The sequence below is a fragment of the Acinetobacter sp. A1 genome, from assembly GCF_012371315.1.
Lineage (GTDB): Bacteria > Pseudomonadota > Gammaproteobacteria > Pseudomonadales > Moraxellaceae > Acinetobacter.
The window spans coordinates 1-20395 of the sequence record NZ_JAAZQY010000010.1; the positions used below are offsets into that span (position 1 = coordinate 1).

General features: G+C 42.7%; 15 protein-coding genes and 1 pseudogene. 7 read left to right on the forward strand and 9 right to left on the reverse strand.

What is annotated here, in order from left to right; genetic code table 11:
• Nucleotides 1-215 precede the first annotated feature (215 nt).
• Nucleotides 216-3110, reverse strand: coding sequence for a valine--tRNA ligase (locus tag HHA41_RS05400; protein WP_168460870.1), 2895 nt, complete (start codon nucleotides 3108-3110; stop codon nucleotides 216-218).
• Between the two features lie 251 nt (nucleotides 3111-3361).
• On the opposite strand from HHA41_RS05400, the pseudogene HHA41_RS05405 reads away from it, so the two are divergent.
• Together HHA41_RS05405 and HHA41_RS05410 are read left to right on the forward strand one after the other, a co-directional pair.
• Nucleotides 3362-4029: pseudogene (locus HHA41_RS05405) on the forward strand (hypothetical protein).
• Between the two features lie 42 nt (nucleotides 4030-4071).
• Nucleotides 4072-4878, forward strand: coding sequence for an SDR family NAD(P)-dependent oxidoreductase (locus HHA41_RS05410; RefSeq protein WP_168417996.1), 807 nt, complete (start codon nucleotides 4072-4074; stop codon nucleotides 4876-4878).
• 48 nt (nucleotides 4879-4926) lie between these two features.
• On the opposite strand, the gene HHA41_RS05415 is transcribed toward HHA41_RS05410, so the two are convergent.
• From HHA41_RS05415 to sdsA, 8 genes are all read right to left on the reverse strand, one after another.
• Nucleotides 4927-5385 carry a heavy metal-binding domain-containing protein gene (locus HHA41_RS05415; RefSeq protein WP_168460871.1) on the reverse strand — a complete coding sequence of 153 codons (459 nt, stop codon included), beginning with the start codon at nucleotides 5383-5385 and terminating at the stop codon, nucleotides 4927-4929.
• 31 nt (nucleotides 5386-5416) lie between these two features.
• The gene (locus tag HHA41_RS05420; RefSeq protein WP_168460872.1) at nucleotides 5417-5773 is read right to left on the reverse strand and encodes a YbjQ family protein; all 357 of its coding nucleotides are present in this window, start codon (nucleotides 5771-5773) and stop codon (nucleotides 5417-5419) included.
• A gap of 144 nt (nucleotides 5774-5917) precedes the next feature.
• Complete coding sequence (gene adeK / locus HHA41_RS05425; RefSeq protein ID WP_168460922.1) at nucleotides 5918-7357, reverse strand: multidrug efflux RND transporter AdeIJK outer membrane channel subunit AdeK; 1440 nt, start codon at nucleotides 7355-7357, stop codon at nucleotides 5918-5920.
• Nucleotides 7357-10536 carry an efflux RND transporter permease subunit gene (locus HHA41_RS05430; RefSeq protein WP_168460874.1) on the reverse strand — a complete coding sequence of 1060 codons (3180 nt, stop codon included), beginning with the start codon at nucleotides 10534-10536 and terminating at the stop codon, nucleotides 7357-7359. Before HHA41_RS05430 ends, adeK begins: the two co-directional genes overlap by 1 nt.
• A 13-nt stretch (nucleotides 10537-10549) precedes the next feature.
• Nucleotides 10550-11818: an efflux RND transporter periplasmic adaptor subunit gene (locus tag HHA41_RS05435; protein ID WP_168460876.1), complete on the reverse strand. Its 1269-nt coding sequence runs from the start codon at nucleotides 11816-11818 to the stop codon at nucleotides 10550-10552.
• 21 nt (nucleotides 11819-11839) lie between these two features.
• Nucleotides 11840-12457 (reverse strand): phosphatase PAP2 family protein, encoded by a 618-nt coding sequence (locus tag HHA41_RS05440; protein WP_168460878.1) that lies wholly within the window; start codon nucleotides 12455-12457, stop codon nucleotides 11840-11842.
• 149 nt (nucleotides 12458-12606) lie between these two features.
• Entirely contained in the window at nucleotides 12607-14661 is a 2055-nt protein-coding gene (locus tag HHA41_RS05445) for a site-specific recombinase (RefSeq protein WP_168418002.1), read from the reverse strand.
• Nucleotides 14662-14673: 12 nt separating this feature from the next.
• Nucleotides 14674-15651, reverse strand: coding sequence for an All-trans-nonaprenyl-diphosphate synthase (gene sdsA / locus HHA41_RS05450; protein WP_168460880.1), 978 nt, complete (start codon nucleotides 15649-15651; stop codon nucleotides 14674-14676).
• Nucleotides 15652-16103: 452 nt separating this feature from the next.
• On the opposite strand from sdsA, the gene rplU reads away from it, so the two are divergent.
• From rplU to serS, 5 genes are all read left to right on the forward strand, one after another.
• The gene (rplU, locus tag HHA41_RS05455) at nucleotides 16104-16415 is read left to right on the forward strand and encodes a 50S ribosomal protein L21 (protein WP_004972275.1); all 312 of its coding nucleotides are present in this window, start codon (nucleotides 16104-16106) and stop codon (nucleotides 16413-16415) included.
• Nucleotides 16416-16434: 19 nt separating this feature from the next.
• On the forward strand, nucleotides 16435-16689 hold the full coding sequence (rpmA, locus tag HHA41_RS05460) for a 50S ribosomal protein L27 (RefSeq protein ID WP_004760935.1): 255 nt from the start codon (nucleotides 16435-16437) through the stop codon (nucleotides 16687-16689).
• A gap of 230 nt (nucleotides 16690-16919) precedes the next feature.
• Entirely contained in the window at nucleotides 16920-17618 is a 699-nt protein-coding gene (gene lolA / locus HHA41_RS05465) for an outer membrane lipoprotein chaperone LolA (RefSeq protein WP_168418004.1), read from the forward strand.
• A gap of 568 nt (nucleotides 17619-18186) precedes the next feature.
• Nucleotides 18187-18978 carry an RsiV family protein gene (locus HHA41_RS05470; protein WP_168460882.1) on the forward strand — a complete coding sequence of 264 codons (792 nt, stop codon included), beginning with the start codon at nucleotides 18187-18189 and terminating at the stop codon, nucleotides 18976-18978.
• Nucleotides 18979-19097: 119 nt separating this feature from the next.
• Nucleotides 19098-20369, forward strand: a complete 1272-nt coding sequence (gene serS / locus HHA41_RS05475) for a serine--tRNA ligase (protein ID WP_168460884.1) — start codon at nucleotides 19098-19100, stop codon at nucleotides 20367-20369.
• The last annotated feature ends 26 nt before the right edge of the window (nucleotides 20370-20395 follow it).

Genomic DNA, 20395 nt, shown 5'->3' on the forward strand with positions numbered 1-20395 from the left:
TTAAAAGTTTTGATTATTTTTTGATCCAAAATTAAATTTATTTAAATCAGATGCTTACATATTTATGCAACAAAGCCGTTGATAAATCTAAAATAGATTTATCAACAAACTTTAAAATTCTTCTATTTTGCGTTATAGATTCTAATACAGACATGAAAAAAATCCCCTCAATTATGAGAGGATTTTAGCTTTATTTTTAATATTTTAGCAATAAATTAAAGCGCCGCAATTTGCTCCATATTCGCTTTAATCTTCGCTAACTGGTCAGCAAATTCAGCAAGTTTCACTTTCTCGCCTTCAACCACAGCAGCAGGGGCTTTCGCCACAAAACCTTCATTCGCAAGTTTAGTTGCAATTTGGGCATGCTGTTTTTGAACCTTGTCTAAATCTTTTTGTAGACGACCCAATTCCGCTTTAGGGTCAATTAAGCCCTTCATTGGAACGAATACAGATACGTGACCAACGACAGAAGATGAAGACAATGGTGGTTGTTCGCCATCTGCCAAGAATGTAATGCTCTCAACTTTTGCCAATGCTTTAAACAATGGTTCAATGCGTGCGATCTGTGCTTTTTCAGCATCAGTTGTGTTTTGAAGCAGAACAGGCAACAAACGTGCATTACCTAGACCCATTTCACCACGAATGTTACGCACCGCACCAATCAAACCTTGTAACCATTGCATATCTGCTTCAGCTTGATCATTGATGAGCGCTTGCTCAGCAACAGGGTATTGCGCAAGCATGATGGTTTCACCACCCAAGCCAATCATTGGTGCAAGTGTTTGCCAAATTTCTTCAGTCAAGTACGGCATGATTGGGTGTGCAAGACGTAAAGATGCTTCCATCACTGCAAGTAATACACGGCGAACTTCGGCTTTACGCGCTTCTGAAACATTTTCGTCATTCAGAACAGGTTTAGTCAGCTCTACATACCAGTCGCAGTATTCATTCCAAATAAAGTCATAAATTGCTTGCGCAGCCAAGTCTAAACGGTAGGTTGCAAACGCTTGGTGAACAGCCTGTTCTGCCTTTTGTAAACGGCTGACAATCCACTGCTCAGGCAACTCCCAAAGGTCTTGACGTACTTCTTGGCCTACAGTTTGACCTTCAACATTCATTAATACAAAACGGGTTGCATTCCAGATTTTGTTGGCAAAGTTACGATAACCTTCAACACGTTTCATGTCGAACTTAATGTCACGGCCTGTGTTTGCAAGTGCACAGAAAGTAAAACGAACTGCATCTGTACCGTATGCTTGAATACCTTCAGGGAATTCTTTACGGGTTGATTTTTCAATCTTCGCTGCTTGTTTCGGGTTCATCAATCCCGTCGTACGCTTTTGTACTAAAGTTTCAAGATCTACACCGTCAATCAGGTCGAGTGGGTCAAGCACGTTCCCCTTCGATTTAGACATCTTCTGACCTTCACTGTCACGTACCAAACCGTGTACATACACAGTTTTGAACGGTACTTGTGGTGTGCCATCTTCGTTTTTCATGAAGTGCATGGTCATCATGATCATGCGCGCCACCCAGAAGAAAATGATGTCAAAACCAGTCACCAATACATCAGTCGGGTGGAAGGTATTTAAGAAATAGTTTTCTTTATCCTTCGCTTCGTCACCAGTCCAACCTAAAGTGGAGAATGTCCAAAGTCCCGATGAGAACCATGTATCGAGTACGTCTTCATCTTGGTTCAATTCAACATCGGCAGGGATGTTGTTTTTCGCACGAACTTCAGCTTCGTCACGGCCAACAAATACATTGCCTTGCGCATCGTACCAAGCAGGAATACGGTGACCCCACCACAATTGACGTGAGATACACCAGTCTTGAATGTTGTTCATCCACGCCATGTACATGTTGCTGTATTGCTCAGGTACGAACTTGATACGACCATCTTGCACTGCTTCAATCGCAGGTTGTGCAAGAGGAGCGATCTTCACATACCATTGGTCTGTCAATAATGGCTCAACAATCACACCTGAACGGTCACCGCGAGGTGGCTTAAGCGTGTATGGTTGAATTTGATCTAACCAGCCTTCAGCTTCTGCTTGTTCAACTAACTTTTTACGTGCTTCAAAACGCTCTAAACCAATGTAGTCTGCAGGTGCAGCAATGGTTTTAGAAATTTGCTCGCCCGCTTTGGCGATGTATTCAAACTCAGCCAATACTTCAGCATTTTTATTGAAGATGTTGATGATTGGCAATTCACAGCGTTTACCTACTTCATAGTCATTGAAGTCGTGTGCAGGGGTGATTTTTACACAGCCAGTACCAAATTCTTTATCTACATATTCGTCTTTAACGATTGGAACGGCACGACCTGTAATAGGCAGGATGATGTTTTGACCTACCAAGTGTGCATAACGTTCATCATCTAGCGCAACAGCAACTGCTGTATCGCCAAGCAATGTTTCAGGGCGTGTCGTTGCCACTACGATGTGATCTTTGCCATCGTGCGTACGAAGCGACTTATCTTCAAAGAAATATTTGAAGTGCCACAGTGAACCTGCTTCTTCTTTATCTGATTCAACTTCTAAGTCAGAAAGCGCAGTTTGTAATTTTGGATCCCAGTTCACCAAGCGTTTACCACGGTAAATCAAGCCTTGTTCGTGTAGTTTCACAAACACTTCTTTCACGGCATTGGATAAACCATCATCCATCGTAAAGCGTTCACGCGACCAGTCTACCGATGAACCTAAACGACGGATTTGACGGGTAATGTTACCGCCAGATTGTTCTTTCCATTCCCAAACTTTTTCAATGAACTTTTCACGGCCTAAGTCGTGGCGGCTGATATTCTGTGCACCCAATTGACGCTCAACCACCATTTGCGTGGCAATACCTGCGTGGTCTGTACCTGGTTGCCATAAGGTATTTTTACCCGACATACGGTTAAAACGAGTTAGGGCATCCATAATGGCATTGTTAAAACCATGACCCATGTGCAAGCTACCAGTGACGTTTGGCGGCGGAATCATGATACAGAATGATTCACCCTTTTCAGACGGCTTGAAATAGCCGTTGTCTTCCCAAGTCTTGTACCATTTTTTCTCGATCTCGGTTGGATCGTAGGTTGTAGCAATATTTTGCGCTGAATCAGTCATAGTAAGAACAGGTTAAAAGTGAATAAAAAATTGCATCTATTGTAGCAAAAAAATTGCCAGCTAAGCGAGATTCAGCATCGCCAAACTTCTTGCAATTGGCAGTTAGGCAAACTCATCGTATGATGAGCAATAAGGATGATAAAAACTTGAAGATGCTCATTGTATATCACTCGGTTTTAAACTGAGGTTAAGCAAGGAGTTTTAAAATAGATGACAACACATCAATACGGTCAAAATAGGCAAGTTCAGTTATGACTTATGCTGTAGCATTAAAATTAAAACCAGAAACCTATCAAAAATTTCAACAATTGCATCAACAGTTCAATGCAGTGAAACCGAAAGTTTGGCCAAACCTTTAGGAGCAGTCTTAACCGAAATTTCCTGTGAAGTGATTGAGCAGTTGTTTGGTGAAATGTCACGCTCTAAACATGCGCTAGACAATGAGTCTGAAAAAACCATTCAACAGGTAACCGATACCATGCAAAAATATATGCCGTGGTCGGTTTCATTTTTTGGCAATGAACGCTTAACGCCTATGGTTAATTATTTGGCCGAGATGATGGATCAACAGGCAGGTCAGGCAGTTTTAACCTATCCTGTAGATAGCATTTTAATCAAAGAAACTTTAGGTAATATTGAGCAGATTAAGCAGGGCAACAGTGCCTATATTGACCCTGCCTTTAAAGGATTTGTTCAAATTATTGATCAAGGCGTAAGCTGTTTAATTCGTGATCCGAAAAAAATGCTGAAATTTAATTTGGTGGTCGATAAAACCTTAAACGGTGTGATTCAGTTAACCACGCAACTGGGCTATAAACGTCTGGAAAAAATGGGTAAGCAATTTGATTTAGAAAGTGCAGAAATTTATTTGAACCATTTTCTTGGTTTTTTACAGCATCCTGCACAGCTGAAAGCTTAAATTTTAATGACTTAGATTCTTCAATAACGCGGACAAACGGTTATGGCAAAACGAGAAAATTTAGAACATAAAGTGGTGTGGATTACAGGCGCATCTTCAGGAATTGGTAAGGCACTGGCCAAAGAATGTGCTTTACAGGGTGCGCAAGTTATTTTAACAGCACGCCGTTATGAAGAGTTGGAAAAAGTACGTGTGAGTTTATTAAACCCTGAACGCCATCTTTCAGTCTGTGCAGACATCACCAATGAAAGTCAGGTTTTGCATGCTTATGAGCAAGTTTTGGCACGTAAAGGGCGGATTGATTGGTTAATTAATAACGCAGGTTTAAGTCAGCGTGCCTTAATTGCAGATACCACCATGCAAACCGAACGCACCATTATGGAAGTCGATTATTTTTCACAAGTATTTCTGACCAAAACAGTCTTGCCGACCTTTTTACAGCAAAAACACGGGCGCATTATTTTTGTATCTAGTGTTGCGGCATTATTAGGTACTCAATATCGTGCTTCCTATTCAGCAGCGAAAAGTGCCATTCACATGTGGGCCAACAGTTTACGTGCCGAAGTGGCAGAGCAGGGGGTACAGGTCTCGGTGATTTTCCCAGGCTTTGTGAACACCAATGTATCTTTTAATGCGCTTAATGGTGAAGGCAAGCCACAAGGGCATCAAGATGAAGCCATTGAAAATGGTTTAGATGCAGATGAATTTGCCAAAACCACAGTAAAAGCCTTGATGGCAGGGGAAGAATATATTGTAGTGGGTGGTGCTAAAGAAAAGCTGGGTGTATTGGTGTCTCGATTATCACCAAGCGCTTTATATAAAATGATACGTAAGACTAAGGTCAAGTGAGTTAAAGGCTCTCAGTATCATCATCTAGATGATGATACTGTTTTCATTTTAGTGTGCATGAGGAAGTGTGGTGGAAGAATGAATCGCCGTGCCATAAGCAAAGACTTCGACCATGCCGCCTTGCATCCCTAATTCTGTGGTACTTAAACGCAGTCCCATAATTTGAGTTGCACCTACTTTTTCAGCTTCAAGTTTTAAGCGCACCACTGCTTCACGACGTGCACGCTCAACAATGCTTTCATAACTGGTTAAACGACCACCAAAAAAATTCTGGATGTTGGCAATCACAAACTTAAAATAATCATGTGAAATCACCACATTACTGTGTACTAATTGCCCAGTCTGTGTGCTGGTTTGAAAACGGCTGTTGTCTACCCGAATATAGCTTAAGCGCTGTTCTTGCTCTGCCAAATATTTGAAATGTTTGCGCTCATTATGTCGACCAAAGCCAAAACCAACAGCAAACAAAACAGCAAAGACAATAATTTGTAGAATCAAATTATCCATGTGGTGTTATCCCCATCAAATCAACTCAGCCTTAATTTTGCACAGGGAAAGGGTCTGGAAGTTTAGGGATGTCAGCTTCAACTACAACCGCAGTGCCGTAAACGAACAGTTCCGAAGCACCTTGCGCAATATTGGATGTAGAAAAACGTATTCCGACGATGGCATTTGCACCTAAACCACGTGCTTTTTCAATCATACGGTTCATGGCTTCTTGACGGGACTCTTCTAAAAGTTCGGTATATGCGGTTAATTCGCCGCCCACAATATTTTTGAGTCCAGCCAATAAGTCACGCCCAACGTGTTTACTGCGCACAGTGCTGCCATATACCACATCAATTTGGCGGTAAATTCGATGCCCCGGAACAGATTCAAGATTACTGAGTAACATAATTTTTTGAGTGAATATAAACGAATCTACTGAAGATATGGAATGTACCTCAAAAAAGCAATAAAAAAGCCCACCGAAGTGAGCTGATTTAGGTCTTTATAGATGGTGTAGAGCCACCATCTAATTATGTCTTGCTGTGCTAAATTACTGCGCTTTATGCTCAGCCGATGATGTAGGTTGTAAAGTCGCATCTGAAGTATTGGCTTTTACACCGCCACCTAAAGATTTGTACAACTCGACCTGATTGTTCAGATTGGCTTGCTCAAGTAGCAACAAACCTTGCTCTGCGGCATAAGCAGTACGTTGAGCGTCTAACACGGTTAGGTAGCTGTCAATCCCTGCACGGAAACGTGCATTAGAAAGCTTATAAGTCGTGTTGGTTGCTTCAACCAAGCGTTTTTGAGCAGCTAAACGATCCCCAATATTTTGACGAACTGCCAAGGCATCATTCACTTCACGGAATGCAGACTGAATTGACTTTTCATAATCTGCCAAAGCAATTTGCTGATCCGTTTCTGAAATTTTGATGTTGGCTTGGCGTGTGCCCCAATCAAAAATTGGCAGGTCTAAACTTGGGCCAACAGCCCACACAAAGCTGCCCGATTTAAACAAATCGCTTAAATCTGTCGACGCATATCCAGCATTGCCTGTTAGGCTGATACTTGGGAATAAACGTGCTTTGGCTGCACCAATGTTAGCTCCTGCAGCAGACAATCGGTACTCGGCAGTACGGATGTCGGGACGGTTGGTCAGCAAGTCACTTGGTAAGCCTGCACCCATTGCATTGTTTTTCGTAATGCGGGTAACACGCTGTGCAGGTAGCAAAGTGTTTGGAACAGGTTCACCCACCAGCAAGTTCAACAAGTTTTGTGCTTGGGCAACTTGGGTTTTGTAGTTAGCAACATCATTACGTGCCGTTTCTACAGAAATTTGCGCCTGACGCACAGGCAGCTCGCTATCAATACCAACATCAAAACGCTTTTTGTTCAGATTGTAAGATTCAAGCTGCGTTTTTAACGTCTGATCTGCCAGTTTTAAATTGGCATTGGCAAAAGAGTAGTTCAGCCATGCTTGTGCAACCTGACCAATCAGGGCAATTTGCGTGGCATCACGTGAGCTTTGAGTTGCCAAGAAGTTATCTAAGGCATTATCTTTTAGGCTGCGTACACGACCCCAAAAATCTAGCTCGTAGGCAGTAACACCTAAACGTACATCATAGCGTGTTTGTGCACCGCCGCCCTGATCTTGGCGCAATACACTACCGCTAGCACCAATGGTAGGCAACTGGTTGTTTTCAGTAATTTGATAAGCTTGCTGCGCACGCTGAATGTTCAGGGTTGCAGTGCGCAAATCACGGTTATTGTTCAGTGCCATATCTAGCACTTGCAATAAGCGCTGGTCGGCAAAGAAATCTTTATAGCCTTGTTCGGCAACCGATGTACCCGTTGCTGTTGCAGTATAGCTGCTCGGAATACTCGCCTGAGCGACGGGCTCTGGCCCACGCATGCTTTGACAGGCTGTCAAAGCAAGCGCAAGGGCAGAAACCGCAATGCCACGGCCTGTAAGAGACCATAAGTTTTGCATCACGATACATGCTCCTGTTGATTTTGTTGTTTTGGTTTGTATTTAAAGATACTTCTGATCCAAACGTAGAACACTGGAATAAAGAAGATCCCTAACAAGGTTGAGCTAATTACACCGCCCAAGACTCCATAACCGACTGAATGTTGGCTACCTGCACCTGCACCAGATGAAAGAGCAAGTGGCAATACACCAAAACCGAAGGCAAGGGTGGTCATAATAATTGGACGTAAACGCATTTTTGCAGCATGCAAAGTGGCTTCAAATAGGTCTTCACCTTTTTCTTGTAGCTCTTTGGCAAATTCTACAATCAAAATGGCGTTTTTCGCAGACAAACCAATCACAGCAATAATTGCCACTTGGAAGTAAATGTTATTGGATAGGTTCGGGTTCTTGAACAAGATCATGCCCCCAAAGGTGAGCAATAATGCCCCGACAATCCCTAACGGTACGACCAAGAGTACTGAGAATGGAATAGACCAGCTTTCATACAAGGCTGCCAAACACAGGAATACAATCAGTAAAGACAACGCATACAAGAACGGTGCTTGGTCGCCCGATTCACGTTCTTCTAGCGATAGGCCTGTCCATTCATAGTCAAAGCCATTTAAGCCCATAGACGGTAATTTAGCGACAATTTCTTCCATGGCTTGCATTGCTTCACCTGAGCTGACGCCCGGAGCAGGTGCACCCTGAATGTTCTTGGCAGATACGCCGTTATAGCGTTCTAAGCGCGGCGAACCATAAGTCCACTCACCTGTTGCAAAGGCAGAGAACGGTACCATTTCACCACGGTTATTGCGCACATACCACTTGTTTAGGTCTTCAGGCATCATGCGTGAGTCTGATTCAGCTTGAACATAAACTTTTTTCACACGACCACGGTCAATAAAGTCGTTGATGTACGAACCACCCCATGCCATGCCCATGGTGCTGTTGATTTCAGCAATGCTGACACCTGCCGCACCTGCTTGCGCCTGATCAATCAGAATACGGTACTGTGGTGTATCTTCCTGACCATTTGGACGTACGCCCATTAAGCGAGGGTCTTTGGCTGCTTCACCCAAGACAATGTTACGTGCCATGGTGAGTTTTTCGTGACCATTACCTGCAGCATCTTTCAGCTGCAAGTTAAAGCCTGCACTCACACCCAATTCAGGCATTGCTGGCAGCTGTAATGGCATGATGTAGGTCGCATCTTTCACAATCATGTTCAGCGCCATACCACGTTGAATAATGGCACCCACTTGTGATTCTGGACTTGTACGTTCGCTCCAGTCTTTCAACTTGATGAATGCCATACCAGCGTTCTGACCAACACCCGAGAACGAGAAACCAGAAACACTAAACACTGACTGCACATGCTCTTTTTCATTTTCTCTGAAGAAGTTAGTCATGCTGGTCATGGTGGCATCAGTACGTTCTAAAGTCGCATTTGGTGGGAGTTGCACCAGTGTCATCACCACGCCCTGATCTTCATCAGGTAAGAACGATGATGGAAGTTTCTGGAACAACAGCACAATAATACCCAACACCACCGCATATAAAATTCCTGAGAAAATTTTGCTGTGGGTCATGCGGTCTACACCGCCTTGATATTTGACTGAAATCTTGTCAAAGCTGCGGTTAAACCAACGGAAGAAACGGGCAAATACGCCGTTGCTTTCAGGTTTGTTTGGATCATGCTGTTTGAGAATGGTGGCACACAGGGCAGGGGTAAAGGTCAAGGCAACAACCAGTGACAGCACCATGGCAGTCACAAGGGTGATTGAGAATTGACGATAAATAACCCCTGTTGTTCCACCAAAGAATGCCATTGGAATGAACACCGCAGACAGTACTGAGGTAATCCCGACCAGTGCACCTGAAATCTGTTTCATGGACTTTTCAGTCGCAGCCACAGGATCAAGATGTTCTTCCACCATGACACGTTCTACGTTTTCCACTACAACAATCGCATCATCGACCAGAAGACCGATGGCGAGTACCATGGCAAACATGGTGAGGGTGTTGATGGAGAAACCAAACATATTGATCACGGCAAAAGTACCGAGAACCACCACAGGCACAGCCATGGTTGGAATAATGGTGGCGCGCCAGTTCTGTAAGAACAGGAACATCACAATAAATACCAAGATGATTGCTTCAATCAGCGTTTTAACCACACTCTTGATTGAAAGTTCAATAAATGGCGTGGTATCAAACGCCAATTCATCCTTTAAACCCGCAGGGTAGTTTGGACGTAATTGTTTTAAGCGTTCTTCTACAGCAGCAGCGGTATCTAGCGCGTTGGCACCAGTAGACAATTTAATTGCCACACCACCAGCAGGTTTACCGTTGTATTTAGAAATAAACTGATAGTTGTCTGCACCAAGTTCAATACGTGCTACATCACCCAAGCGAACTTGAGCACCTGAAGCGGTATTTTTGAGGAAAATATTGCTAAATTGCTCAGGTGTTTGTAGCAAGCTTTGTGCAGTAACCGTTGCGTTCAACGCCTGACCTTGAACAGATGGTGCACCACCCAATTGACCTACAGCTACCTGAGCGTTTTGGGTACGAATGGCTTGTGCAATATCACTTGGTGTAACTTGCAAGCTTGCCATTTTGGCTGGATCCATCCAAATACGCATGGCGTATGAGCCACCAAATACTTGTACTTCACCCACACCTGCAACACGGCTAAGCGGTTCAGAAATGTTGGAGTTGACATAGTCTTTAATGTCATCTGCAGAAAGGCTTTCATCTGGCGAATAGAAGGCTAAAACCTGTAAGAAGCTTGCACCTGATTTGGTGACTTTCACCCCTTGACGTTGTACGTCATCTGGTAATAAAGCCGTTGCAGATTGTAGCTTGTTCTGTACTTGAACCTGTGCAATATCAGGGTCAATCCCTTGCTCAAAGTTCAAGGTGATTGATGCAGAACCATTCCCCGCACTGTTCGATGAAATGTAGCGCAGACCATCTAAACCATTCATTTGCTGCTCAATAATTTGAGTCACTGTATTTTCAACAGTTTCAGCAGATGCACCCGGATAAGTCGCAGCAATGGTGACCGTTGGCGGTGCAATGGTCGGATATTGGGCAATTGGCATGTTGGTGAGGGTAATAATCCCCGCCAGCATGATCACCAATGAAATCACCCACGCAAAAATGGGGCGATGAATAAAAAAGTGTGCCATTGAAGTCTACCCCTTATGCATTTGAAGTAGCTTTTTGTTCAGTCGCTTGAGCTTCTGATGCTGGTGCTTGTTTTGCATCATCTGATTTTGCTGGTGCAGCAGGTGCACCTTGCGGGGCAGCGCCTTGAGGTTGATACGGTTTAGCCACAACTTGCTGTTCAGGTTTTACTTTGGCAATCCCTTCAACAATGACTTTATCGCCAGTTTGCAAACCTTCAGTCACAATCCAGTTGTTGCCTTGTGAGCCTACAGTAGTCACAGGACGAGGCTCAACCACTCCTTTTGCATTCACGAGCATCACCATCGCCTGACCTGTTGGGGTGCGGCTAAGTGCAGCTTGTGGAATTAAAATCGCATTAGGAATAACACCTTGCACAATTTGTGCGGTGGCGAACATACCTGGCAATAATAAGTGGTTGGCATTTGGGAAAACCGCACGTAAGGTCACAGTACCTGTTTCAGGATTCACACTGGCATCAGAGAATGCTAAACGGCCTTCAATCGGGTAATAGCTACCATCTTCAAGTTTTAATTTAACTTTAGTGTTGTTGCTGCTGTTAAGGCTACCCTGACTGAGTTGCTGACGTAAACGTAACAGTTCAGCACTAGACTGATTGATGTCTACATAAATTGGGTCTAAACGCTGAATGGTAACCAATGGCTCAGCTTGACTGGCAGTGACTAAAGCACCAGCCGTCACAGTAGAACGGTTCGTTTGCCCAGAAATAGGTGCACGTACAGTTGAATAGCCTAAGTTAATTTCAGCATTGCGCACTTCTGCCTGAGTTGCTGCAACGTCCGCTTCGGCAAGTTTTACTTGAGCCACAATATCGTCATATTCTTGTTTGGAAATGGCGTTGCTGCCCACCAATTGACGATAACGACCTTCTTTTACCCGTAGCACATTTAATTGTGCCTGTTGGCGGGTTAAAGCTGCACGTGCGCTGTCTAAAGAAGCACGATTGGTACGTGCGTCAATTTCATAAAGCGCCTGACCTTCACGTACATAACTGCCTTCGGTAAATAAGCGTTTCAAAACGACGCCACTGGTTTGTGGGCGAACTTCTGAAATTTCAAAGGCAGTGGTACGACCAGACAATTCAACAGACTGCTCAACGCTTTGTGGTTGTGCCACAAGCACGCCAACCTCAGTCGGTGGCATTTGCTGGGCTGCACCTGCTTGCTGTGCATCTTTTGGATCTTTGCTACAACCCACAAGCGCTAAACTTGTGGCTAATGCGCAAGCAGTCAGGGCAGGTGCCCAAAGCTTTGCAGACATCATTTTTTCACCTCAATTAGATTTTTATCTAAACTTATGTATTGGTTTGCATTGCAGATATTTCGTGCAAAACAGATACCACAATGTGATCCAAATAAAACTTATGCTCCAACCGGAGAGGACATCTGAAGGATAGTGCACTCCCAAATATACACGGGAAATACCCATCAGCACCATCCACAACGCTGCACATACGGTTAAAATTCTATGCGCTGGATGTTGCAAACTTAGGTAAATGACTAAACAGCCTAAGCTTGCGGCATAAAAGCTATGTGCACTAGGAAACGCTGCACCATAACTTTCTACCAAATGTAATGCTTCAGGCGGGCGTGGGCGGGCAATTACAGATTTGAGCAGCCACGCAATCGCTATACTTCCAAACAGTCCTACACTGATAAAAACAATTTTTGTGTATTTTTTATACCATGCCCAGTAGAAACACCATAGGCTGGATAAAAATAATACAAATGGCATGCCACCCAATACAGAAAGTAGCTGTGCCAATTGATTCAAATGTGCGGTGCGTTGTGTACTTAAAAACTCTACAAGTGCAAAATCGAACTGTTGCAAGCTTGCAATATTGAGTACTAACACACTGATAATAAATAGCAAACTACCGAGATAAAGCAGTTTTTTAGGCATGCTGAAATCTCCGAAAGTTTAACCGATTTGAGCACGGTTGATGAATGGATTAAAGTGTACTAATCAGTACACTTTATTTCAAGTCAATGGAAATGAGAAGGATTTCTTTTTTTCCTGATTTGTGAGCAAGCCAGAAATCCGTACATTTTTTAAGTATTTCGTTCAGAGTTTGATGTGCTGTCATCATCCACTGTAATAGGTTGTTTCGGGGGCCAAAAGAAATCACTTGGACGGGTCAGAAAATGGGTCAGCACCAATTTTGCCAGAGGCTTCCATTGTTCAAAACGTACCCGACGTGCACGTAGTGCCACAATAATTGTTAAAGTAAAACTCACAAATAAGTTGGTTAAACCAATCAGTAGTACCCCTAAAAATGACACAATAATGAGGCCAATTTCAGGTGAGCCATTCACATTCATTAAACCTTGAATAAAGTTGGCAGAGGCAAAGGCAATATGGCGAATATCAATTGGTAAACCGAGAATATATCCGAGCGTGGCAGTACTGCCGAGCATAATCCCGAATAAAAAATTACCAGCCAATGCACCTAAATTACGTTCAATATAATTCGCAAAGCTATTCAGGCGTTCTTGTCCGAGCAGCATTTTTAGGTGGATGTGGGCTTTTAAACGTGGCCCAACTTTACGATACACCGCCATGTTGTCAAAATAACCAGCAATCAGACCTGACAAAAATAAAAATACCCCCGCAATAGCTGCATGCGGAACAGCTAAAGAGGTAAAGGGGTTTAAGTCATGTAAGGTGTCTGATGCTTTGGCATGTGACATTAAAGGTTCATGCAATGCGGCATCCCAACTAAAAGCAATTAAAGCTGCAATTGGAATGGCAATGGACATATTACCCAAAATAGCAATGAACTGTGTGCGAATAATATTAATAATGAGTGCGGCTAATTCGGCAATTTGTGCGGTCTTTGAACCTTTACGATGCTGAACGGTCGATGCCAAGGCCGCAGCAGTCATCGCGGGCTGTTTGGTGGCAACAGTAAAGTGCAACACATGAATAATCATAAAGCCAAATGAATAAATCATGCTGTTTATGATGGCTTGCATCATTGGAGCCAGCACTAAGCGAGAGGCGAGGGTTTTGAGCGTTGCCATAGCGGCAATTAAAACCCCCGCACCTGCTGCGGCTTTGTACATGCCCAAAAAGCCGTCTTTGTCGGTACTTACATAATGCTCGCCTGTTTTACTGGCATTTTCCGTGACTTGTAAGGCAATTAATTCACTGTTTTCTGCCAAGAGCGAACGCACACTGCGCTCGCTATACAGTGCTGCGGTAACATCTACCAATAACTGTCCCATTGAAATATGGCGAACTTTGTCTTGTGCCACAATCAAATTAATTAGCAGTTCAATCCGTTCCAGACATTGTTCCAGCAAGGACAGTAAATAGGTCAGACTAATACTGACTCCAGTGCGTTTGGTGGCACGTCTAATTTTGCTACTGACATTATGACATTGATCAATCATCACCAAAGCTTGAGCGGCATCGGGTGGTTGGATGGCACTCATTTGATCATGTTGCAGATCTGCAGTTTTATATTGCTGAATAAACTCATTGATTTCACGGTTTTGTGCCAAGAAAGGCGAGTCGTATTCACTCAGTTCAGGGTAGGCACTAATAAATTCAGGATATAAACCAATGCCACTGACCCGATATGACAATACGGTCAGGGCTTTAATAATTTCACTGCGAATCAGACGCTTCTGGGTTTGCCCGCCATGCCCACGATTAAGCAGGGTGAATAACTGTTGCCATTCAGCATCATCAATATTGTCTAACCAATATTTGTCGCTGCGCAGAGGAAAGACCCGACGCACTAAATCTTGCAGTTGGCTTTCATCATTAATTAGCGGTAAAAAGTGTGCGCCTAAGCGCTGGAACAGCTGATTCCAAAAGCCATCTAAAGACAGAATGCCAGTGTCAGCATATAAACTGGTTTGTTTGTACTGATTAATTAAACGTAAAACAAAATGTTGCAGGGTCGAGCTTGCGTTTGGAGTGATCAATAAAGCATGCAAGAGTGCCTGAAACTTTTGATGGGTTTCTTCTAAATTTTGGGTGTCTTGAGGACGAATACGATTGACCAGCTCAATCAGGAGATTTTCATCAAGAACAGCTTTGGGCGTGTCCAGCTGTTCTTGCATTTTATTAAATAAATCGTTGAGTTTTATATGCATAAGCAGCTTAAATTATTGAATACGGTGTAAAGCCAACAAGGCTAAATTCTTTAAGGCCTGACGATAGACTGACTCAGGCAGTGCTTCTAAAGCAGCAATAGCCGCTTCGGTTTCTTCTGTAGCACGCTGGCGGCAATAATCGAGAGCGCCTGAAGATTGCACAATGGCAATGACCTGATCTAGGTCAGCTGTGCCGCCTGTGGCAATACTGCGACGAATAATTTGATGTTGTTCGCCTGTTGTATTTTGTAAAGCAGAGATTAAAGGCAAAGTCGGTTTGCCTTCCATTAAATCATCGCCAATATTTTTACCTAATGTTTCAGCATCTGAGGTGTAATCCAAAATATCATCAATGATTTGGAAGGCATTACCAAAGTGTCCTGCAAATAAACGCAAAGGCTCACGGTATTGCGGTGTACCAGTTAAAATTGCAGCACCTTCGGTTGCCAGTTCAAATAAACGTGACGTTTTACCGTGAATAATATCCAAATAAATTTTTTCAGTGGTGTCTGGTTGATGCTGTGCCTGTAGTTGTAAAACTTCACCTTCGGCAATTTCACAGGTACCTGTAGAAAAGTCTTTCAGCAATACCATGTCATTTAAATCGACCAATAAGTCGAACGAGCGGGAAATTAAGAAGTCACCCACTAAAACTGCAGTCTGGTTATTCCATGTTGCATTGGCTGTTGGGCGACCACGACGTAAACCTGACTCATCTACAACATCGTCATGCACCAAAGTTGCGGTATGTAGCATTTCAATAATGGCCGCCAGTTTACGTTGACGTTCCAAATCTTCTGCACCACAGGCTTTGGCTGCAAGCAGACACATAATTGGACGCATGCGTTTGCCGCCTGCTTCGACCACGTGTTTACTAACGGCCATGACCAGGGCAACTTTTGAGGTAATTCCTTCATTAATAAATGTATCCATCGCGGCAAAATCAGAAGCAACAGGGGCGAGAATGTCTTGCTTAAAGTCGATGGTCATGTGAAAGGAAACCTCAATAATATTGAATTACAAACTTAGTGGAATCTATTGTAACTTTGGTTACAGCCAAGAAAATTAACTCAGTCTGCGAAAATAACACGCTGAATGCAATAGCTAGGCAATTGTATAATTGTTAAGTCTAATTGAAAACTAAGTAAATAACTTTATTGGTAAATTTGGCATTTGCTTAAGTTGCGCCTGATTCTAACAAGCGTAACGGCTTGCGCCAATACAATCTGTCTATTTACCCTTAACCAAGGGGTATAAAACATGACAAGTAGAGGTGTTTACTAAATAATCAATGCGCGTATACAATAATTGCCGCAAATGACTTGTTGTTTGTGTGAATATCCCTTAAAATCCTTGCCCTTGAATAACCCCCAGTGGCGTTCGTTTTAAGATCGATATATCCCTTTATCGGCACGACGACACGGGCATGTTTGGAGTACATTATGTACGCAGTAATCCAAAGCGGTGGTAAACAGCACCGTGTTGTTGAGGGTGAAACCCTTAAAGTTGAATTATTGAAAGCTGAAACTGGCGCAACTATTACGTTTGATGACGTATTAATGGTTGTAAACGGTGACAACGTTCAAATCGGTGCTCCAGTTGTTGCTGGCGCTAAAGTAACTGCAGAAGTGGTTGGTCATGGTCGTCACGACAAAATCCGTATTGTTAAAATGCGTCGTCGTAAACACTACCGTAAGCAACAAGGTCACCGTCAATGGTTTACCGAGTTGAAAATTACTGGTATTGCAGGCTAATCACTAGGAGTAAATAGACATGGCAACTAAAAAAGCCGGTGGATCGACTAAGAACGGTCGTGATTCGAATCCTAAGATGTTAGGTGTTAAAGTTTACGGTGGTCAAACTGTAACTGCTGGTAACATCATCGTTCGTCAACGTGGTACAGAATTCCACGCTGGTGCAAACGTAGGTATGGGCCGTGACCATACTTTATTTGCTACTGCTGACGGCGTAGTAAAATTCGAAGTGAAAGGTCAATTTGGCCGTCGCTACGTATCTGTTGAAGCGTAAGCAACAATAGAAAGAAACCCACAAGTGATTGTGGGTTTTTTTACGCCTATAAGATTGCAAAAAACTCAGAAGTAGATGCTTTTTATATCTTCATCATGATGGATAAATTTCTACATATTATATTAATAACAATACAAAACTTCTTATTTTCTATCATATTAGCGCCAGAAATTGGTTTAAGATGGGACATCCAAAACATTGCGACTAAGCAAATATAAAAAGGTGAATCTATGAATATGCTTCGTAAAACCATGTGTGCTGTGGCATTGGGTGCAACGACTTTAGCACCAATCATGAGTACCACAGTGTTTGCTGCGCCAGTGGCAGCATCGGAGCAACAGGCGACAGCAAATTTAGTTAAACAATTAAACGGTATTAAAAGTTTTACGGCCAATTTTGAGCAAACTACCAAAGTCAGCAACAATGGTAAGGCTTTACCAAACCGTGGTCTATCTGCTCAACACATGAACCAGAATTTTAAAGGCGTGATGAAAGTTGAACGTCCGGGTAAATTCTTCTGGGAAACCACCAGTCCAGCCAAACAGACCATTGTGACCACAGGTAAAACGGTATGGATTTATGATCCAGACTTACAGCAAGCGGTACGTCAAAGTTTAGATGATCAAGTAGCGAACACACCCGCATTATTACTTTCGGGTAATACCAACCAAATTATGCAGTCTTATCGTGTAACGCAGCCGAACAAGGCTAAGACTTACTACACTTTATATCCAAAAAGTGATGATGGTGTATTTCAAAGTCTGACCATTAGTTTTGGTGCACGTAATGCACCTACCTTGATGATTTTACAGGACTCGTTGGGGCAAACCACACATGTACGTTTTAACAATGTGAAAGTTAATGCCAAAATTCCTGCATCGACCTTTAATTTTACTCCGCCAAAAGGTACGGATATTATTGATCAATAATCAACACATCGAAGTTAAAAGTGATGATATTTAGGGCGTTTAAAACGCCCTAATTTTTTATGGATCATATGTCCTTGCAGGTTATCCCTTATTTTTAGGTTAGAAAGATTTGGGGCGGTAATACTCACCTTAAATTATACGCAAAGCAGATTGTGAATAATTTAGTGTCTGGCACAACAATTCAGCGATTTAAAACTCAGCCTACATATTTATCTGTAGATTCATTCTAAGAAATCCACAATTTCTGTGGATAAATCTTGGGATAATTCACATTTTAAAGAAAGAGGTACGCAGATTGGGTCGTTGCTTATGGGTGTCTAGGTTCTGGTTGTTGTGTTTAAGATTCTGATTTATATATAAAAAATAAAGCAAGCTCTGTATCAAACATTGTATTAATTTTAAACTCGGTTATCCCCTATAAATTCCGTTACACAACTGCTCTAGGATTGAACAGCAAGAGTTGCCTATAGTCTTGACGAGCAAATTGGGTTGTGTATCACCATCAAGTTGCTTAATAGATAACGCATCGCAGCATTTTATTTTTAAAGCAGGACAGGGGGGAGGTTTAATGCAACATTTAAAATCACAGGTCTGGGTTAGTGCTGTCGCTTTAAGTTCAGTCTTGTTGTTCACCGCATGTCAGCCAAAAAATGACACAACATCTAAAACAGAAGCAGGCCAAGTGGCGACTTCATCGGCTGCAGATATTCCAGTGGTTCAAGCCAAAGTGGTACCTGTTGAGTTGGCACAAAAACAAGTCTGCGATGAAGAAGGCTGTACCGCCTACGACATTCAGACGGTCAAAAGTAATGTGGCATGGATAGATGATTATTTTATGCAACGCTTGCAAAAAGCCGACCCAATTGCATTTTCTAAATCGAGTGCTTCAGCCGCTACGCCAGTAGAAGAAAAAGATCCGATGGACTTGAGTCAAAGTTCTTCTTATGTGCGTTATATCGGGCAACACGGCAATTTAGCAACCTTTAGTTTGCAAAGTTATTATTACCCTGCACGTGCAGCACATGGCATGCATCATCAAGAATTTGTGACCTTTGATTTAAAACAGCAAAAGCGTTTGGCACTGCAAGATATTTTATTGCCCAATGCTGAAGCCAAAGTAGTAGAGGAATTGTTCAATCATAATTTTAATTGGTTAGATGAACATGATATTTCCCGTGAAAAATTTAAACTGAGTGATAACTTTTACTACGGTGCCAATGGCATTGTGTTTGTCTATCCATTGTATGAGCTTGCCTCTTATGCAGAAGGTATGCCTGAATTGGTGCTGCCGTATTACGCAACAGCACAATTGATCAAGCCTGAATATTTACCAAGTTTGCCTCAGTACCCTAACCAGTAAAAGTGAAAAATAAGCGCTGAGATTGCTGTAATAAGGTGCAGCTGTGAATCGGGTTACTGTATTTTTTAACCCGAAGCGCTTACACTATAGCCAGTTTTTTTCTTATTCCAAGATTGGCTATGATTGACCCGAAATTACTCAGAAATAATATTGAGGCTGTAAATTTAGCCTTGGCAAAACGTGGTGTGCAATTAGATGTAGCAGAGTGGGCAGCACTTGAAGCACGTCGTAAAGAATTGCAATCTAAAACCGAAGCATTACAGGCAGAACGTAATTCGGGTGCAAAACAAGTCGGTCAAATTAAAAAAGCAGGTGGCGATGCCTCTGAAGTTATGGCACGCATGTCTGCAATTGGTGATGAAATCAAAGCTGCTGAAGTGGCTTTGGCAGAATTGCAAGATGAATTAGAAGCCAAATTACTGTCTATTCCTAATATGCCAGATGAGTCTGTACCTGAAGGTAAAGACGAAGCTGATAATGTAGAAGTATTGAAATGGGGCACACCACGCCAGTTTGATTTTGAAATCAAAGATCATACCGATTTAGGCGAAATGATGGGTGGTTTGGAGTTTGAAACTGCAACCAAACTGACAGGCTCACGTTTTAGCGTACTCAAAGGGCCTTTGGCGCGTTTACAGCGTGCGATTACCCAGTTTATGCTAGATACGCATACAGATAAAAATGGTTATACCGAAGCTTATGTGCCGTATTTGGTCAATGCAGATTCATTGCGTGGTACAGGACAACTGCCTAAGTTTGAAGAAGATTTATTCAAGCTTCAAGGCGAAAAAGAATATTATCTGATTCCAACCGCAGAAGTGCCAGTGACTAACTTTGTGCGTGATGAAATCATTGATCCTGAGCGTTTACCGCTAAAATATGCCGCACACACGCCTTGTTTCCGTAGTGAAGCAGGTTCTTATGGTCGCGATACCCGTGGTTTAATCCGTCAACACCAGTTCGATAAAGTTGAAATGGTGCAAATTGTTAAACCTGAAACCTCAATGCAGGCTTTAGAAGAGTTGACTGGGCATGCAGAAGGTATTTTGCAGGCACTTGGTTTGCCGTACCGTAAAATTATTTTATGCGGTGGCGATATGGGCTTTGGGGCGACCAAAACTTACGATTTAGAAGTTTGGGTGCCAAGTCAAAATACCTATCGTGAAATATCTTCATGTTCAAACATGGGGGATTTCCAAGCACGCCGTATGAAAGCGCGTTACCGTGCCGATCAAAAGAAAACTGAATTTGTGCATACGCTAAATGGTTCAGGTTTGGCAGTTGGTCGTACCTTATTGGCGGTAATGGAAAACTATCAACGTGCCGATGGTTCAATCGAAATTCCAGAAGTGTTACGTCCATATATGGGCGGTGCAGCGTTTATTAATTAAGTTGTGCACAGCTCGGCTTAAAATTG

What these genes read in the sequence shown, in the direction of transcription:
- HHA41_RS05400 (WP_168460870.1), bottom strand. Translation starts at nt 3,110, where the DNA reads ATGACTGATTCAGCGCAAAATATTGCTACAACCTACGATCCAACCGAG.
- HHA41_RS05410 (WP_168417996.1), top strand. Translation starts at nt 4,072, where the DNA reads ATGGCAAAACGAGAAAATTTAGAACATAAAGTGGTGTGGATTACAGGC.
- HHA41_RS05415 (WP_168460871.1), bottom strand. Translation starts at nt 5,385, where the DNA reads ATGGATAATTTGATTCTACAAATTATTGTCTTTGCTGTTTTGTTTGCT.
- HHA41_RS05420 (WP_168460872.1), bottom strand. Translation starts at nt 5,773, where the DNA reads ATGTTACTCAGTAATCTTGAATCTGTTCCGGGGCATCGAATTTACCGC.
- adeK (WP_168460922.1), bottom strand. Translation starts at nt 7,357, where the DNA reads ATGCAAAACTTATGGTCTCTTACAGGCCGTGGCATTGCGGTTTCTGCC.
- HHA41_RS05430 (WP_168460874.1), bottom strand. Translation starts at nt 10,536, where the DNA reads ATGGCACACTTTTTTATTCATCGCCCCATTTTTGCGTGGGTGATTTCA.
- HHA41_RS05435 (WP_168460876.1), bottom strand. Translation starts at nt 11,818, where the DNA reads ATGATGTCTGCAAAGCTTTGGGCACCTGCCCTGACTGCTTGCGCATTA.
- HHA41_RS05440 (WP_168460878.1), bottom strand. Translation starts at nt 12,457, where the DNA reads ATGCCTAAAAAACTGCTTTATCTCGGTAGTTTGCTATTTATTATCAGT.
- HHA41_RS05445 (WP_168418002.1), bottom strand. Translation starts at nt 14,661, where the DNA reads ATGCATATAAAACTCAACGATTTATTTAATAAAATGCAAGAACAGCTG.
- sdsA (WP_168460880.1), bottom strand. Translation starts at nt 15,651, where the DNA reads ATGACCATCGACTTTAAGCAAGACATTCTCGCCCCTGTTGCTTCTGAT.
- rplU (WP_004972275.1), top strand. Translation starts at nt 16,104, where the DNA reads ATGTACGCAGTAATCCAAAGCGGTGGTAAACAGCACCGTGTTGTTGAG.
- rpmA (WP_004760935.1), top strand. Translation starts at nt 16,435, where the DNA reads ATGGCAACTAAAAAAGCCGGTGGATCGACTAAGAACGGTCGTGATTCG.
- lolA (WP_168418004.1), top strand. Translation starts at nt 16,920, where the DNA reads ATGAATATGCTTCGTAAAACCATGTGTGCTGTGGCATTGGGTGCAACG.
- HHA41_RS05470 (WP_168460882.1), top strand. Translation starts at nt 18,187, where the DNA reads ATGCAACATTTAAAATCACAGGTCTGGGTTAGTGCTGTCGCTTTAAGT.
- serS (WP_168460884.1), top strand. Translation starts at nt 19,098, where the DNA reads ATGATTGACCCGAAATTACTCAGAAATAATATTGAGGCTGTAAATTTA.